Source organism: Tabrizicola sp. (assembly GCF_041913445.1).
GTDB lineage: Bacteria > Pseudomonadota > Alphaproteobacteria > Rhodobacterales > Rhodobacteraceae > Tabrizicola.
The window spans coordinates 1-13,792 of sequence record NZ_JAYSFG010000029.1; the positions used below are offsets into that span (position 1 = coordinate 1).

Genomic DNA, 13,792 nt, shown 5'->3' on the forward strand with positions numbered 1-13,792 from the left:
CCTGGGGGAGTTGCTTCCAGATCGGCAGCAAGAGCCCCGCCACGATATGCAGCGTCGCCTCCGAGAACTCCGGTACTTCTGTAAGTTCCGTGGTCCAGGCTGCGCTGAAGGCCGCGCGATCGGCTTCCAGCCAGTAGGTGTCGTCCATGATCTTGGCCGGAACTGTGCTCGCCTCCGTTGGCCGGATCAGCCGCAAGCGGGGCTCGATGGTGCCGTCATCCAGCATCAGGCTGGTGGCGGGCACCTGCACCGCCGCCCGGCCCGAGCGGCTGTTGACCAGCAGGCATGCCTTCGGGTCGTCGAGCCAGTCCAGAGCATCGGCGAGGGAGGTCGGCGTGTTGCGCCGCTTTTCCGCGATAGTGAGGAGTTGGGTTTCCGCACCGGAGCCGGGATGGGTGTAGATCACCCGCGCATCGGTGACGCGGAAGCTCTCGGCGCGCAGCGTTTCGAGCCCGAGGTCGTAGACCCCGGCGGCGATAGCGCCCTCGATCCGTTGATCGAGGAGTTCCTCGAATGCGGAGAACAGGACCGCCTGCATGTCGATGGTCAGCGCGAGCAGGCGATTGAGGAAGGTGGTGATCGGCGGCAGGTCATCCTTCAGACCGTTGTCATCGGTCAGGCTGAGGCCGGTGGCATCCTCAAACGCCCCGAGCGAGCAGCCTGCCACATCGCCGCGATAGATGCGGCGGTAAAGCTGGCGCAGGGCATCGCGGGCGTAAGGCGATTCGAGGTTGTCTTCCGGGCGGAACAGCCCCTGCCCTCCGGTCTGGCGCTGGCCGCGCGTGATGGCACCCAGCGTGTCGAGGCGGCGGGCGATGGTCGAAAGGAACCGCTTTTCCGCCTTTACATCCGTGGCCACCGGCCGGAAGAGCGGCGGTTGCGCCTGATTGGTGCGGTTGGTGCGGCCGAGGCCCTGGATCGCCGCATCGGCCTTCCAGCCGGGTTCCAGAAGGTAGTGGACCCGCAGTCGTTGGTTCTTCGCGCCAAGATCGGCGTGATAGCTGCGTCCCGTGCCACCCGCATCCGAGAAGATCAGGATGCGCTTCTGGTCATCCATGAAGGCGGCGGTCTCAGACAGGTTGGCGGAACCGGCCCGGCTTTCGACGACGAGGCGCGCGGCAGCGCCCTCGCCCTTCCGCACGATGCGGCGCGAGCGGCCCGTGACCTCGGCCACGAGATCGGTGCCGAAGCGCTGGACGATCTGGTCAAGCGCCCCCGGCACTGGAGGCAACGAGGCCAGCTTCTCGATCAGCGCGTCGCGCCTACGGGCGGCCTCGCGACATTCTACTGCCTGGCCGTCGCGCACCACAGGCCGCGAGGAGAGATTGCCCTCGCTGTCGGTGAAGGGCTCGTAAAGCTGCACCGGAAAGGAATGGGCGAGGTAGTCGAGGACGTATTCCCGCGGGGTGATGTCGACGCGGATGTCGTTCCACTCCTCGGTCGAGATCTCTGAGAGGCGGCGCTCCATCAGCGCCTCGCCCGTCGAGACGATCTGGATGACGGCTGCGTGGCCTGCCGCGAGATCAGCCTCGATGGATGCGATCAGTGTGGGGGTTTTCATCGAGGTCAGCAGATGGCCGAAGAAGCGCTGCTTGGCGAATTCGAAGGCCGAACGGGCAGCGGACTTGGCCTGGCGGTTCAGCGTGCCATTCTCACCCGTAATGTTTGCCGCTTCCATCGCAGCGGCGAGATTGTTGTGGATGATGGCAAAGGCCCCGGCATAGGCATCGTAGATGCTGCGCTGCTCGGGGGTTAGCGCATGTTCCAGCATCTCGTATTCGACGCCATCGTAAGAAAGCGACCGAGCGGTGTAGAGGCCGAGCGAGCGCAGGTCGCGGGCCAAGACCTCCATCGCAGCGACGCCGCCCGCTTCGATGGCTTGCACGAATTCCGCCCGTGTCGCGAACGGAAAATCCTCGCCGCCCCAGAGGCCGAGCCGCTGCGCATAGGCCAGGTTGTGCACCGTCGTGGCTCCCGTGGCAGAGACGTAGACCACGCGGGCATTGGGCAACTTGTGCTGCAGGCGCAGGCCCGCCCTGCCCTGCTGCGAGGCCTCCGTATCGCCGCGCTCGCCCTTGGACCCTGCGGCATTGGCCATGGCATGGCTTTCATCGAACAGGATTACTCCGTCGAAATCTGCCCCGAGCCAGTCGACAATCTGGTCGACGCGGGATTTCTTGGCCCCGCGCTCTTCCGAGCGCAGCGTGGCGTAGGTCGTGAAAAGGATGCCCTCAGTCAGCGGGATTTCGCGCCCTTGCGCGAAACGCGAGAGCGGCGTCACCAACAGACGCTCTTGCCCAATTGCGGACCAGTCGCGTTGCGCATCTTCCAGCAGCTTGTCGCTCTTCGAGATCCAGAGCGCCTTGCGGCGACCTTGGCACCAGTTGTCGAGCAGGATCCCGGCCGATTGGCGGCCCTTGCCCGCCCCGGTGCCGTCGCCAAGGAAAAACCCACGACGGAGGCGGACGGCGTCTGTGGCATCCTCGGGTGCAGCCGAGACCATGTCGCCGGTCTCATCCACGATCCACGACCCAGCGAGATAGGCGCCATGTGCCTCGCCCGCGTAGATGACTGTCTCCAGCTGCGCGTCAGAGAGCAGGCCGTCGTGCAGAACGGCCGCGGGGAGTTTCGGGCGGTAGGAGGGTTTCGGGGGTGCGACAGAGGACATTGCCGCCGACTGCACCAGCTTGGTCGGATGCGGGGCCGCGCCAGGGATGTCGATCGCCTGCAGGCGGAAGGTCTCGTAGATCGCGTCCGACAGGCGCGCAGCGCCAAGATCGTCCGCGGCCTCGCGCAGACAATAGGCCAGATTCTCTGTATCCGGCGAGATGACATGCGCATCCATCTTGGCCGACGCCGTTGACCGCTGGGGTCGAGCGGCGGGGCCGGCCGCACGGGCAGTATTTCCGAGTAAGGAGGAAGTGGGCTGAGGGCGAGCGATGACGGCTGCGTTCAGCTCTAGGCGCGGCGGGACCTCGATCACGATCCGGGACAGAAGACTGGCAACATCGGCGGACATAGGCAGGGCCAGATCGGCGGTGATGCCACCCAACTCGCCACCCCGGCATTTGTCGAAGACCGAAATCCGCGTCTCGAAGCTGGTGCCGTGCTTGGCAAAGGCGGCACCCGACACGGCGCCGGTGAAGACCAGATGCGCCGTATCGGTCAAACGGCCGAAGGTTTCCGCCCAGGCGGGCGCATCCGGCGCGAAACCGGCGCCAGTGATGGCCACCAGACGCCCGCCGGGCGCGAGGCGGGCAAGGGAAGAGCGCAGATGACGGGCTGTCGCCTCAGTCGTCCGACCATCGACATTGGCCACAGCCGAAAACGGCGGGTTCATCAGGATCACGCTCGGGCGCAACCCTGCGTCCAGATGATCGTCGATCTGGGCTGCGTCAAAGCGCGTGACAGGCCGGCCCGGAAAGAGGCGGCGCAGAAGGTCGGCGCGCGTGTCGGCCAACTCGTTCAGCGCGAGGCTGCCGCCTGCGATTTCAGCGAGTATCGCGAGGAGTCCGGTCCCGGCCGAGGGTTCGAGGACCAGGTCACGCGGAGTGATCTGCGCTGCCGCCATTGCAGCCAGTCCCATGGGCAGCGGCGTCGAGAATTGCTGGAAGCGCTCCATTTCCTCCGAGCGCCGGGTGTGCGTGGGCAAGAGGCCCGCCACTTTGGCGAGGATCGGCAGCAGGGCAGCGGGCGAGCCGGAACGGGCGAGCAGCGCACGGCCGAACTTCCGCAGGAAGAGGACCAGCGCCACCTCGCCCGCCTCATAAGCGAGCTTCCAGTCCCAAGCGCCATCGGCATCAGAACCGCCAAAGGCGCGCTCCATTTCGAGGCGCAGACGCAGCGCGTCGATCCGGAAGCCCTGGGCCAGGTCGGGCTGCAGCGCTCCGGCGACGGCGAGGATCGCGGGCGCGGGATCGCGCGATGGAACGGGAACGGGAGGCGCAACAGGCGCGAGATAGGTCATCGGGAAGCTCCGGGATGAAGGAAAGGGACAGGCCCGGACGCCCTCTCGCGGGCACCCTCAGGCCTGATCTTCCCCCACCCATCTCTCCCTCTCGAACCGACGCGCCCGGACGCTCAGCTTGATTTTGTTCCTGTAATGTTCTATATTGAACACCAAGCCAGCAAGGGAGTTTCCCGATGGACAGCACCACATACGCCTTGCCCGCAACGCCCAAGCAGATCGCCTATGCGCGGTCCCTCGCCCTGCGCAACCAGACCCTCCTGCCCTGGGAGGTTCAGCAGGACCGCCGGTCCTTGAGCGCCTGGATCGAGGCGCAGTCCCAGCTGAAGCCGGTCTCCGAAATGGACCGACTGCCCACGTCCAAGCAGGTGGCCTTCGCAGAGAAACTCGCCCGGATCAAACGGCGCGCCGTCCCGGAGGAATGCTTCCGCGACAAAGGGCTGATGTCGAAGTGGATCGACGGGAACAAGTGAGCGATGAAAACAGTCTCACTTGGACTGTTCAGCGATCGCCTTGTAAGCTGCGTAGCGGTCCTTCATTGCATCGGCATAAATAGAAGCAGCATCCTTGTCTGATCGGTAGTCGACGGCCTTGAGATCATCGTCGAGGAACCGATCCAGACCGTCCAGTCCGGGCAATTCTTCCAATGACTTGGTGTAAAGGTCATGTCTGATTGGGCCCGCGAGGAACGGAGCCAGATAGCAATCAAGGATGCCTTTCTCTGGCGCCGCAAGTTCCTCGGTGAGGGCCGTAAGATAGTCAGACTTGGACGTGCGCTCCCAGGCAATTGAGAACCCGTGGCGAAAGCATAGCTCGCCAAACACCAGCATCAGCGTTCGCCCATTGCCGTCCAGAAATGGATGCGCATGGGCGAAGTATCCCATCACCGCACCCGGCACCTGCCGAAGACCTGGGGCTTCAGCAAGCCGAAGGCCGTAGTCGATTGCGCGGCGGATGTCTGGCGCATTGGCGAAAACGACCTTGGGACCTTTGCTGATCTGCAGGTCGGCCGCGACTTCAGCTCGATCGTGTCCGGCCCAAGGATAGAAGTCGCCAAAGAGGATGCGGTGTGTGTCCAGGAAGCTCTGGTAGGTGATATTCTTGCTCGTACGCAGGGCTTCAATGGCATCGGGCAGGTTGGCCAAGAAGGTGGTATGTTCCACCGTCTTGACCTCTTCAGGGTCCGAAAGCCCCAGAACGTTTTGCAGATAACCGGCCTGATCAAAATCACCGAACGGATCGAACGGCTTAGGCGCGGGCATTGATCTCTTTCAGATGCTGGCCCAGTTTTTGGACCATCTTGCGGCCCGTGATGACCCTGCGCCGTTTGAGTTCGATCAGGAGCTGCTCCGTGTGGTCCAGCCGCACCGCATCATCTGCCAACCGCGTGATCGCGGCGCCCAGAAAGTCACCATAAGTCGCAACGTAGTTCAATTTCTTGATCCGCGCCAAACGGCCGACGACATCGGATACCGAATGCCGCGATTTGGTCGTGCTGGGTTTGGTCTTGAGACTGACTTGCATGTTGACTCCTAAAGGCATTGTAGCACCTGAACAGCAGGTTTTCCAGCAGTACAGCCTTCAGCCTAGCCGAAGCGCCGCCCGGCGTCGGTGAAGGTGTACTCGTTGATGACGATCCCCTCATCGACGGCCTCATCCGAGGTCAGTTGTTCATACTCGGCCGCAAGCTGCCGGTAGAGCCAGCGGGCCAGATCGCGCAGCGCCTCGGTCACGGTCTCTTCGGCGTCCTCGGTCGGCGGCTGCCAGGTCGTGCTCTCGCGCGTGACGTCGATCGACATGGTGTATTCGTGGTAGTAGCGGCCACGGTGGCTGGCCTCGGCGGCCAGCTGGTAGAAGTTCCGGCGCTGGATGGCCTGCAGACGGTCGGCGATGCCATGGAGCGTCGCGTCGGTCGGGGCATAGTCCCGCATGCGCGCGGCCGCGCCCTTGGCGTGGGACCAGTAGCCCTCGAAGCAGGCCCCGTCGCCCTGGCTCCAGAACCCAGAGAACCAGATGCAAGGCTTGGCCCGTGTACCGCCACCCATCAGGCGGACGGGCGTGGTTTTCAGGCGGATGCCGAGGATCTCGCAGACCCTCTCGAAATCCTCATAGACCACGTCCCACCAATCGTCGTGGGGGCCAAGCTCGCGATACCAGCTCCGCGCCTTTTCCTTGGCGGCATCCGAGAGTTCGGGGAACTGGTAGACGGTGGTGCAGATCACCTCAGGCATCGGCGTCTTCCCCGTTCAGCGCGGCGGCCAGCCATTCCTGGCTGCTTGTCCAGCCGATGGATTTGCGGGCACCGAGATCGATGACATGCGCGCCACCGCCGAAGGCATCGAGTCGGGGCCGGGAACAGGTCAGGGCGTACTGAACCCCCCAGAGACCAGTGAGATCGAGCTCTTCCGCAACGCGCAGTACGAAGCGGATGACGGCTTCGACGTCGCCGTGGTCGTCGTCATAGATCCAGAGGGCGCTGCCCTCGGGCGCGTCCTGGCGCACGAGGTCGAAGCCCGCGACCTCCGGGTCGTCAGCGTCCTGATCCGCCGCGCGCAAACTATGGAACAGCGAGAGCGCTCGGGCTGCCTTGACCGAAGTACCGACGTCGAGCAGGCACGAAAAACGGGTGAAGTAATCCGCCATGGGGACCTCCTGAACGGGGAAGACCCGGCCGAGAGGCCGGGCGCTGGCTTAGTATGAAGGGATGGAGCAGAGCGATCAGCCGGTGGGCTTGTCGCCCGCCGCCCGTCGCGCGGCATGCGCGCAGAGCATCTGCCTGTAGAAACGCTTGCGCGCGGCCCGGAAGCCGCGCACGGCGCGCGTGTCGGGGTGGAGCGCCCGGATCGCCGCGCGCAGGACGGTGAAGGGCGAGGCCGTCACGGGCAGGCCGAGGCGCTGATATGCGGGGTCGGTCATCTCAGGCGACCTCGACCACGGGTGAGGCAAGATGTGGATCGACCAGCGCTTCGATCCGCTCGGACCGGCCCATCCAGGGCTCGGGCCGGATGGCCTTCACCCAGTCGGCAAAGCTCGGGATGAATCCGAGGTCTTCCTTCACATGCTGCTCGCCGACCCATCGGGTCGGGATGATGCGCCCGGTCGAGAGCGTGAGGATCTGGCCGAAAATCGTCTCGGCCATTATATAGACAGAGTCGGTCAAAACCGACTTCGGGGGTATCGTGGCAGATGATTTTGACTCAGTCGGAGATGCGCCATGGTGGGTGCAAAACTTGAAGGCGCCGACCCTGATCCGTCCTCCCTCGCCGCAACCACTGCTGCGTTTGTGACGTACCTGAATGGGTCGGGATGTTCTCCCAACACCGCGCGCGCTTATCAGCACGATCTTTCGCATCTTCTTTCCTTTCTTGATGAACAGGGGTGGGATTGGCGTGCGCTGACACCGGCGCGCGCGGTTGACTTGCTGATCCATCTGCGCAGCAAGCCGAGCCGTCGCCACGGCACCGGGCCGTACCCGTCGTTGGCCGCGACCGATGAAGAACGATCTGCTCGGCTCAGCACGGCGACGATCAACCGGGTGCTTGCAGCGGTTTCTTCATTCTTCGAATGGGCGCGGTTCACTGATCGTTTTGCTGGCCCAAACCCGATCACCCGAATTCATGATCGCGCTGCCGCACATGTCGCTGAACGCCATCGACCGTTCCTGACTGGCGTCACCTCGCAGTCGGCCTTACGGAGCCCGGTGCGGTTGCGGCAGATCCATCGTTTGCCCCGCCCGATGGCGGATGAGCAGGTCGACGCGCTGATCGCGCAGCTGCGAACGCGCCGCGATCTGGCAATCATTCGCTTGATGCTCGACGGCGGTCTGCGACCAGGTGAGGTGCTTGGCTTGCACCTCGCCGACATCGCATATGGCAGGCGACGGGTGACCGTTAGGGTGCGTTTCGATCACCCGCGCGGCGTTCGGAGCAAGTCACGATCTGAGCGCGTCGTCGATTTGCATGAAACGGCAACGCTGCAGTCAGTCAGCGGATATGTCATGACCGAACGACCACAGGACACTGACAGTCCCTTCCTGTTTCTGGTCGGTGGCAGTGGCCCACGCAGGCATGAGCCACTTTCCTACGCTGCGCTGGCCAAGCTTTTTGCGAGGGCGTGCGATCGTGCGAACATACGTAAACCATGGGTGACCCCACATGCCCTGCGCCATACACATGCAACAAAGATGTGGGAGGCCGGGATGCGCGAGCTGACGCTTCAGCGAAGGCTTGGTCATGCATCGCCAGAAGCAACCCGCGTTTACACCCGGGTTTCCGATCCGATTGTTGTCGCCGAATATCGCCGTGCCCTCGGCCTTCCAGACGAGAAGGTGCAGGACCCTGCGGAAGGCGCAAAGTGATGCGGGGCCCAGTCTCCGCGGCAGCGATGCAGGCACGTTCGATCGATGCCCCATCTCTCTTTCGCAGCAGCCACTGTTCGGCCGATGAATACGACGCTTTTCTACAACGCTGCTATCCGACGAAGCAGTTCGTCCAACAACGCCGAAGTCAGCGCAAGCAATTCGTCGAGGCCTGGCCAGACATTGAAGAATGGCTGGCCGCGCCGCTCGCAGTTCGTGTCGGTCGGATCAACGGGCAAACCAGAGCTACCCTTCAGGATCGACCCTCCTATTTCGCGCGCGCCTATCTCTACTATCTGGCGCTGAAAGGGCATCTCCGATTGGATTATCCGTGGCTGCTCGCCGTCGGCGACCTTTGCGTTCACGACGTGGCACGGCTGTTGGATATCGATCTCGGTGTCGAGAGACTTGCGCGCGAGGCGACAGACCTAGGTCTCGTCTATGCGGGTGCTGATCGAGCAATGCGGTGGACGCTCGGGCGTCTCGCCCTTCACCAGGGACCCCGACTGGTCAGCGCTTTGCTTCAGAACGACATCAATGAGCTCCTCGTCGCCGTTCGGATGTTCGGCGATAGATCAGATCTTGGTGCCTACTGGACCTCGAGCGACCGGTATCGTCTGGTCTCCAAAGCTTGGATTACGATGATCGGCCAGCTGCGCTTGGCACTCTATCACCGCGGGCAAGTCGAGGACCCGCCGCGAAAGATCATGCCATCGGCGGATTTGAAGGCGGCACAGCATGAAATGGGCGCATTGATCGATGAATGGCTTGTGCGCCGTGCACCAAACTTGCGACCGGTCACCGTGTACCACCACGCGCTTACCGCCCGCCGATTTCTGCAGCATTTGGCCAAAACGGCACCAGAAGTGCGCACCTTTGGGCAGGTAAAGCATGAGCACATCGTCAGCTGGATGAACGCGATGAAGACCGAGTTGTCGCCAAAGACCGGGCGAACACTCACTGCGAATTCTCAGAGGGGACGCGTTGTCCGGCTGGCACAATTCTTCAAGGATGCCGAGGACTGGGCGTGGACTGAAGTGCCGCGATGGCCGCTCGTGGCAAAACGCGATCTGCCGCGCGTGCCCGACCGAATTCCCCGATACATCCCTCGTACTGAGCTCGAACGGCTGATGGAGGAAATCCGGGCGCTTTCCGATCCGTTCCAGCGCGCAGCTATGCTCCTCGCTAGGTGGTCAGGTGCGCGCCGCAGCGAAATTCAGCGCCTATCTGTGGACTGCCTCGACCAATACGCCGATGGCACCGCGCGCCTTCGGCTGCCCGTCGGTAAGACCGCCCGTGAGCGCCAAATCCCACTGCATGATGAGGCCGCAGAGGCCCTCCGGGTTGTGCTGGGTCTCCGCGCTAAGGTCGCAGACCGAATGCTGCCCGACGAACGGACAGGCGATCTCGTCCGGTTCGTGTTCGTCTGGCGCGGAAAACTGATGAGCGGACGCCATCTGTTTGGTGCGCCATTGAAGCGGGTTTGTGCCGCCACGGGCTTGGTCGACGCCCGAGGCAGGCCAACCGTGACCATGCACCGATTCCGCCACACGCTCGGAACCGAACTCGCAGAACGCGGTGCAAAGCTTCACACCATCATGAGCGTCCTCGGCCACGAAAGCCCTCAGATGACGATGGTATATGCGCGGATCAGCGACGCAGAGGTGCTGCGCGACTACCAGTCCGTTCTGGAACCAGGCGCCATGATTGCGGGTGCAGGAGCGGAAGTGATCCGATCCGGAAATCTTGGCGAAAGCGCGGTCGACTGGCTTCGCAGCAACTTTTTCAAGACTGCGCTGGAACTGGGACATTGTCTGAGGTTGCCCTCGGAAGGTCCTTGCGAATGCGACCTTTACCTGAACTGTTCTCGCTTCGTCACAACGCCGTGCTATGCGCCGCGGCTGCGCGAACGCCGTCGATTGGAACTGTCTCTCGCCGAAGACGCGCGCGCCCGCTCTTGGTCGCGCGAAATCGAACGTCATTGCGCCGTCGCAAGAAGAGTCGAACAACTCCTGACCGACCTCGGCGAGGAATTGGAATGAGATGAGGTGCTGCACACGGAACAGGCCGACCACCGCCAGCTTTTTTGGGGAGCGCGGCGGTCGGCCTGTTCCTACCCAAGACCCCGGCGCCTTTATGCTTGCCTGTCCATGTAACGGCCATGAAGATGCCCTCCGCATGGTGGCGGAGCGCCCGGTGCCGGAAGTCGGCCGTGATCTCCTTGCTCTGGTCGAACCAAGTATGCACGGCGATGAAGTCGTCGACCGCGCCGCCCCATTTCTTCACCGAGGACAGCGCGTGGTGGTAAGGATGTGCCATCGCCGCCCCCTCAGAAATCGTGGGTGTAGAGTTCGGACGAGGTGAAGCGCTTGTGTGGTTGCCGCCAGTGATGCAAGGAGTTTTCAGCCTAAACGGATCAGATCGAGTGCGGTCTTGTGTCAGGCCTTCTGTTGTAGCCGCGTCGTTGGCTGCAGGCCGGTATGGTGATCTGCGGATCAGGTCCAGAACTCGTTGACGGGCTTTTTCGCTCCGAGCGCTTCGCTGGTTTTCCTGACCCAGATCTGTTCGATCATTTCGCCCATTCAGGTCGTCGACTTCCTACACCTCTGTCGCCAGCAACAACCGGCGCCAGATTCTCTTACGTCGCCAAGCCAGTTGCTGGCTCTCGGTAATCCTCTTGCTTGGTCAGCATCGCCCAAACCGTCCGGGCCATCTTGTTTGCCAGCGCAATTGCCACAAGCATCCGCGGCTTTTTGGCAATCATGCGGGCGAGCCATGACCCTTCGGGGACCGTCTTCCTGCCCATCCAGTTCAAACGTGACATGGCACCGACAATCAGGAGCCGTCGTATGTCCGCCTGGCCTGCCTTGGAAATGCGGCCGAGCTTTTCGCGGCCTCCCGACGAAAACTGGCGTGGGACGAGCCCGAGCCAGGCGGCAAAGTTTCGACCACCCTTGAATGTCGACATTTCGGGAGCAAAGGTCTCAACAGCAAGCGCCGTCAGCGGACCAACACCCGGTATCGTCTGAAGTCTCCGCGCGACATCATCCTTCGAGGCGAGTTCTTTGGCCGTCTTGGTCTTCGCCTCGATCCGGGCCGTCTGTTCCTGAATCTGTGCGATGATATCCAGGCACTCGCTCCGAACCAGAGATGGAAGATCGCTGTTTTCTTCAGCGAGAATTTCCTCGATCCGCCGCATGTTGCGAATGCCCGAAGGCACGACATGCCCAAACTCGTAGAGGATCGACCGCAGCGCATTGACCGCGACCGTGCGCTGCTGGATCAAGCGCTCCCTTGACCGAAACAGGACCGCACTTGCCTGCTGATCTTCGTCCTTCGCGCCTACGAACGTCATCTCTGGACGCTGAGCTGCGATCACAATCGCTTCCGCGTCGGCCGCGTCGTTCTTCTGTCGTTTGACGAAAGGACGCACATACTGCGGGGCAATCAGCTTCACCTCGTGGCCTGTCTTGACCATCTCGCGCGCCCAGTAATGCGCGCTTCCGCAAGCTTCCATCACGAAAACGGCCCTGGGCTCAGTTGCAAGAAACCGGCGGAACTGGCTTCTGGTCAACCGCTTGCGAAACCTCACGACGCCCGTCATCGAAGCGCCATGCACCTGAAAGACTGATTTGGCCAAATCAACACCGATCATCGTTTCCAACATTCTTCGTCCTCTCCGCATGAAGGTTGCTGCCGCAGGTCATCCTGACACACAGGCGTGGCCGCTGGGGAGGGCGGCAACCACCCCATCTCGTTGAACTCGAGGTGGATGCATCTGGCCGCGGCGTCGAAGCAGAACTCGCCCCAGGCGCCGTCGTTGTTCTCCCAACCGCCGTGGGTGTCGGAGAGGAAATCGTAGGCAAGCTGCTCGACGACATCCACCAGCGAGAGCTGCCGCATCTCGACTTCGGGGTCGTCCCAGGTCAGCGCGGCATATGCGATCTCGGTCTCCGGGAACTCGACCGCGGTCTCACCGAACCAAGCCCCGATGCTTTCGATCTGGCCGCTATCACCGGCACCATCGAAGGTCACGGTGACATGGGTGATGCCGTCGGCCATGAGGCCGTCGAAGAGGCGATTCTTGTTGCCGGGGCGCAAAGCTTCGATGCGGGCCGCGCGCTTGGCATGCGCCGCGAAGAGCTGCGCCATGTCGATAGTCGAGGGTGCCATCGGGGGCGTGAGGGTGGGTTCAGTCAGATTCATCGGGTGTCTCCGGTAAGGGGAAGGGATTGGAGCCGGGCCGGGCGATCTCTCTCTCCCGGACAAGCTCCAAATCCCCCCTGCTCTTCTCTGTCTCTCGGGCCTCACGCAGCGACCTGCAGCGCCCGGGCGGCAAAAGTGCGCCAGAGCGGGTCGACGAGACGCCCGTCCAGAAGATCGGCGCGGTGGCGCAGCCGCTGCGCGAGATCGGGCTCACCCCAGGCAGCCGCGCGGCCCGCCTGCGCGCGCAGCTGGCTTGCCTCGGTCACCATGCCCCTCGCCTCGGCCGTGCTTGTCACCGGGTGGCACCAGGCGACGGCGTGGTCACTGGCGGCCCCGGCCAGCACAAGGCGCTCGTCGCGGTCGAGGATTGCCAGAAGCTGGGGCGCGGCATCCGGGGTCATTCCCTCGGCATGATCGATCGCGCCCTGCATTGCGTCGGCCAGCGTCGCGAAGCGAGCGAGCACTGGGGGCGCGGCTCGGCCCGACATCAGATCGGCCGGTGCGCGGCGCGACAGAGTCAGGGCGAAGGGGTGAATGAGATCGGTGTTTCCAGACGGACAACCCGGGGGGACGCCGCGCACGCCGTTGCTGGGGTGGATTGGCTGGGGCAAATCAAACATGGGGGAGATCTCCGACGGCGCGGGAAGCCTCTCTCCCCGCCTCATCCGTCAAAGACCAAACCGCCGCCCTCTTCCTCGAAGGGGCGGCGGTGGCAGGCCGGAAAGACACGTCAGAGCTTGCCGAGGGCCCGCAGGCTCAGCTCGGTCCCCGCACCGACAATGATGTGATCGTGCAGCGTCAGGCCGAGATATTTGCAACCTTTCTGGATCTCCTTGGTCATGTTGAGGTCAGCTTCCGACGGTGTGGGATCGCCTGACGGGTGATTGTGGATCAGGATCAGGGCGCTGGCATTCAGCATCAGCGCCTGCTTGATCACCTCGCGCGGGTAGACCGGAACGTGATCGACCGTGCCGGTCGACAAGAGCTCATCGGAGATGATGCGGTTCTTGCGGTCGAGGTAGAGGACGTGGAAGCGTTCGATCGGGCCGCGGACGGTCAGCGCGCAATAGTCCATCAGCGCCTGCCAACTGCCGATGACCGGGTTCTGGCTGAGGTAGCGGCCGAGGATGTCACGGGCCTCGAGGACGATGGTTTCTTCGTGGGGGGTCATGGGTGTCTCGCTGATTGCGCACATCGAAGCCCCCTACCCTTTCGGGGCGGAGCCAGTGGCGTGCTGCTGGAAGGGAAAGGGGCGCGACCGC

The 13,792-nt window shown here is 63.2% G+C and carries 13 protein-coding genes and 2 pseudogenes; 3 read left to right on the forward strand and 12 right to left on the reverse strand.

What is annotated here, in order from left to right; all coding sequences use genetic code 11:
- Nucleotides 1-3,967: strawberry notch-like NTP hydrolase domain-containing protein (locus ACE3Q6_RS20335; protein WP_374436513.1), on the reverse strand; the 3,967-nt coding region annotated here is incomplete at its 3' end.
- 176 nt (nucleotides 3,968-4,143) lie between these two features.
- Between ACE3Q6_RS20335 and ACE3Q6_RS20340 the strand changes: the two genes are divergently transcribed.
- On the forward strand, nucleotides 4,144-4,440 hold the full coding sequence (locus ACE3Q6_RS20340) for a hypothetical protein (RefSeq protein WP_374436515.1): 297 nt from the start codon (nucleotides 4,144-4,146) through the stop codon (nucleotides 4,438-4,440).
- Between the two features lie 15 nt (nucleotides 4,441-4,455).
- On the opposite strand, the gene ACE3Q6_RS20345 is transcribed toward ACE3Q6_RS20340, so the two are convergent.
- From ACE3Q6_RS20345 to ACE3Q6_RS20370, 6 genes and pseudogenes are all read right to left on the reverse strand, one after another.
- Nucleotides 4,456-5,229, reverse strand: a complete 774-nt coding sequence (locus ACE3Q6_RS20345) for a Fic/DOC family protein (protein WP_374436517.1) — start codon at nucleotides 5,227-5,229, stop codon at nucleotides 4,456-4,458.
- Nucleotides 5,216-5,491 carry a hypothetical protein gene (locus ACE3Q6_RS20350; protein ID WP_374436519.1) on the reverse strand — a complete coding sequence of 92 codons (276 nt, stop codon included), beginning with the start codon at nucleotides 5,489-5,491 and terminating at the stop codon, nucleotides 5,216-5,218. Before ACE3Q6_RS20350 ends, ACE3Q6_RS20345 begins: the two co-directional genes overlap by 14 nt.
- A 62-nt stretch (nucleotides 5,492-5,553) precedes the next feature.
- Nucleotides 5,554-6,198: an antitoxin of toxin-antitoxin stability system gene (locus ACE3Q6_RS20355; RefSeq protein ID WP_374436521.1), complete on the reverse strand. Its 645-nt coding sequence runs from the start codon at nucleotides 6,196-6,198 to the stop codon at nucleotides 5,554-5,556.
- Nucleotides 6,191-6,610 carry a hypothetical protein gene (locus ACE3Q6_RS20360; protein WP_374436523.1) on the reverse strand — a complete coding sequence of 140 codons (420 nt, stop codon included), beginning with the start codon at nucleotides 6,608-6,610 and terminating at the stop codon, nucleotides 6,191-6,193. Before ACE3Q6_RS20360 ends, ACE3Q6_RS20355 begins: the two co-directional genes overlap by 8 nt.
- Before the next feature lie 75 nt (nucleotides 6,611-6,685).
- The gene (locus ACE3Q6_RS20365; protein WP_374436525.1) at nucleotides 6,686-6,883 is read right to left on the reverse strand and encodes a hypothetical protein; all 198 of its coding nucleotides are present in this window, start codon (nucleotides 6,881-6,883) and stop codon (nucleotides 6,686-6,688) included.
- A 1-nt stretch (nucleotide 6,884) separates the two neighbouring features.
- Nucleotides 6,885-7,106 (reverse strand): annotated as a pseudogene (locus ACE3Q6_RS20370) (hypothetical protein); the annotation flags it as partial.
- A 75-nt stretch (nucleotides 7,107-7,181) separates the two neighbouring features.
- On the opposite strand from ACE3Q6_RS20370, the gene ACE3Q6_RS20375 reads away from it, so the two are divergent.
- Together ACE3Q6_RS20375 and ACE3Q6_RS20380 are read left to right on the forward strand one after the other, a co-directional pair.
- Nucleotides 7,182-8,324: a tyrosine-type recombinase/integrase gene (locus tag ACE3Q6_RS20375; protein WP_374436526.1), complete on the forward strand. Its 1,143-nt coding sequence runs from the start codon at nucleotides 7,182-7,184 to the stop codon at nucleotides 8,322-8,324.
- A gap of 26 nt (nucleotides 8,325-8,350) precedes the next feature.
- On the forward strand, nucleotides 8,351-10,366 hold the full coding sequence (locus ACE3Q6_RS20380; RefSeq protein ID WP_374436528.1) for a tyrosine-type recombinase/integrase: 2,016 nt from the start codon (nucleotides 8,351-8,353) through the stop codon (nucleotides 10,364-10,366).
- A gap of 97 nt (nucleotides 10,367-10,463) precedes the next feature.
- On the opposite strand, the pseudogene ACE3Q6_RS20385 reads toward ACE3Q6_RS20380, so the two are convergent.
- From ACE3Q6_RS20385 to ACE3Q6_RS20405, 5 genes and pseudogenes are all read right to left on the reverse strand, one after another.
- Nucleotides 10,464-10,643: pseudogene (locus ACE3Q6_RS20385) on the reverse strand (hypothetical protein); the annotation flags it as partial.
- A gap of 319 nt (nucleotides 10,644-10,962) precedes the next feature.
- Nucleotides 10,963-11,991, reverse strand: coding sequence for an IS110 family transposase (locus tag ACE3Q6_RS20390; protein WP_282029548.1), 1,029 nt, complete (start codon nucleotides 11,989-11,991; stop codon nucleotides 10,963-10,965).
- Nucleotides 11,976-12,530, reverse strand: coding sequence for a DUF6878 family protein (locus ACE3Q6_RS20395; RefSeq protein WP_282029547.1), 555 nt, complete (start codon nucleotides 12,528-12,530; stop codon nucleotides 11,976-11,978). The genes ACE3Q6_RS20390 and ACE3Q6_RS20395 overlap by 16 nt, the downstream gene beginning before the upstream one ends.
- A gap of 101 nt (nucleotides 12,531-12,631) precedes the next feature.
- Nucleotides 12,632-13,150, reverse strand: coding sequence for a DNA repair protein RadC (locus tag ACE3Q6_RS20400; protein ID WP_282029546.1), 519 nt, complete (start codon nucleotides 13,148-13,150; stop codon nucleotides 12,632-12,634).
- 110 nt (nucleotides 13,151-13,260) lie between these two features.
- Nucleotides 13,261-13,701 (reverse strand): RadC family protein, encoded by a 441-nt coding sequence (locus ACE3Q6_RS20405; RefSeq protein WP_282029545.1) that lies wholly within the window; start codon nucleotides 13,699-13,701, stop codon nucleotides 13,261-13,263.
- Between the last annotated feature and the right edge of the window lie 91 nt (nucleotides 13,702-13,792).

Bases quoted from the DNA above. Each gene is read 5' to 3' on its own strand.
- ACE3Q6_RS20400 (WP_282029546.1), bottom strand. From the start codon at position 13,150: ATGTTTGATTTGCCCCAGCCAATCCACCCCAGCAACGGCGTGCGCGGC.
- ACE3Q6_RS20375 (WP_374436526.1), top strand. From the start codon at position 7,182: ATGGTGGGTGCAAAACTTGAAGGCGCCGACCCTGATCCGTCCTCCCTC.
- ACE3Q6_RS20340 (WP_374436515.1), top strand. From the start codon at position 4,144: ATGGACAGCACCACATACGCCTTGCCCGCAACGCCCAAGCAGATCGCC.
- ACE3Q6_RS20350 (WP_374436519.1), bottom strand. From the start codon at position 5,491: ATGCAAGTCAGTCTCAAGACCAAACCCAGCACGACCAAATCGCGGCAT.
- ACE3Q6_RS20395 (WP_282029547.1), bottom strand. From the start codon at position 12,530: ATGAATCTGACTGAACCCACCCTCACGCCCCCGATGGCACCCTCGACT.
- ACE3Q6_RS20405 (WP_282029545.1), bottom strand. From the start codon at position 13,701: ATGACCCCCCACGAAGAAACCATCGTCCTCGAGGCCCGTGACATCCTC.
- ACE3Q6_RS20390 (WP_282029548.1), bottom strand. From the start codon at position 11,991: ATGTTGGAAACGATGATCGGTGTTGATTTGGCCAAATCAGTCTTTCAG.
- ACE3Q6_RS20380 (WP_374436528.1), top strand. From the start codon at position 8,351: ATGCAGGCACGTTCGATCGATGCCCCATCTCTCTTTCGCAGCAGCCAC.
- ACE3Q6_RS20345 (WP_374436517.1), bottom strand. From the start codon at position 5,229: ATGCCCGCGCCTAAGCCGTTCGATCCGTTCGGTGATTTTGATCAGGCC.
- ACE3Q6_RS20355 (WP_374436521.1), bottom strand. From the start codon at position 6,198: ATGCCTGAGGTGATCTGCACCACCGTCTACCAGTTCCCCGAACTCTCG.
- ACE3Q6_RS20365 (WP_374436525.1), bottom strand. From the start codon at position 6,883: ATGACCGACCCCGCATATCAGCGCCTCGGCCTGCCCGTGACGGCCTCG.
- ACE3Q6_RS20360 (WP_374436523.1), bottom strand. From the start codon at position 6,610: ATGGCGGATTACTTCACCCGTTTTTCGTGCCTGCTCGACGTCGGTACT.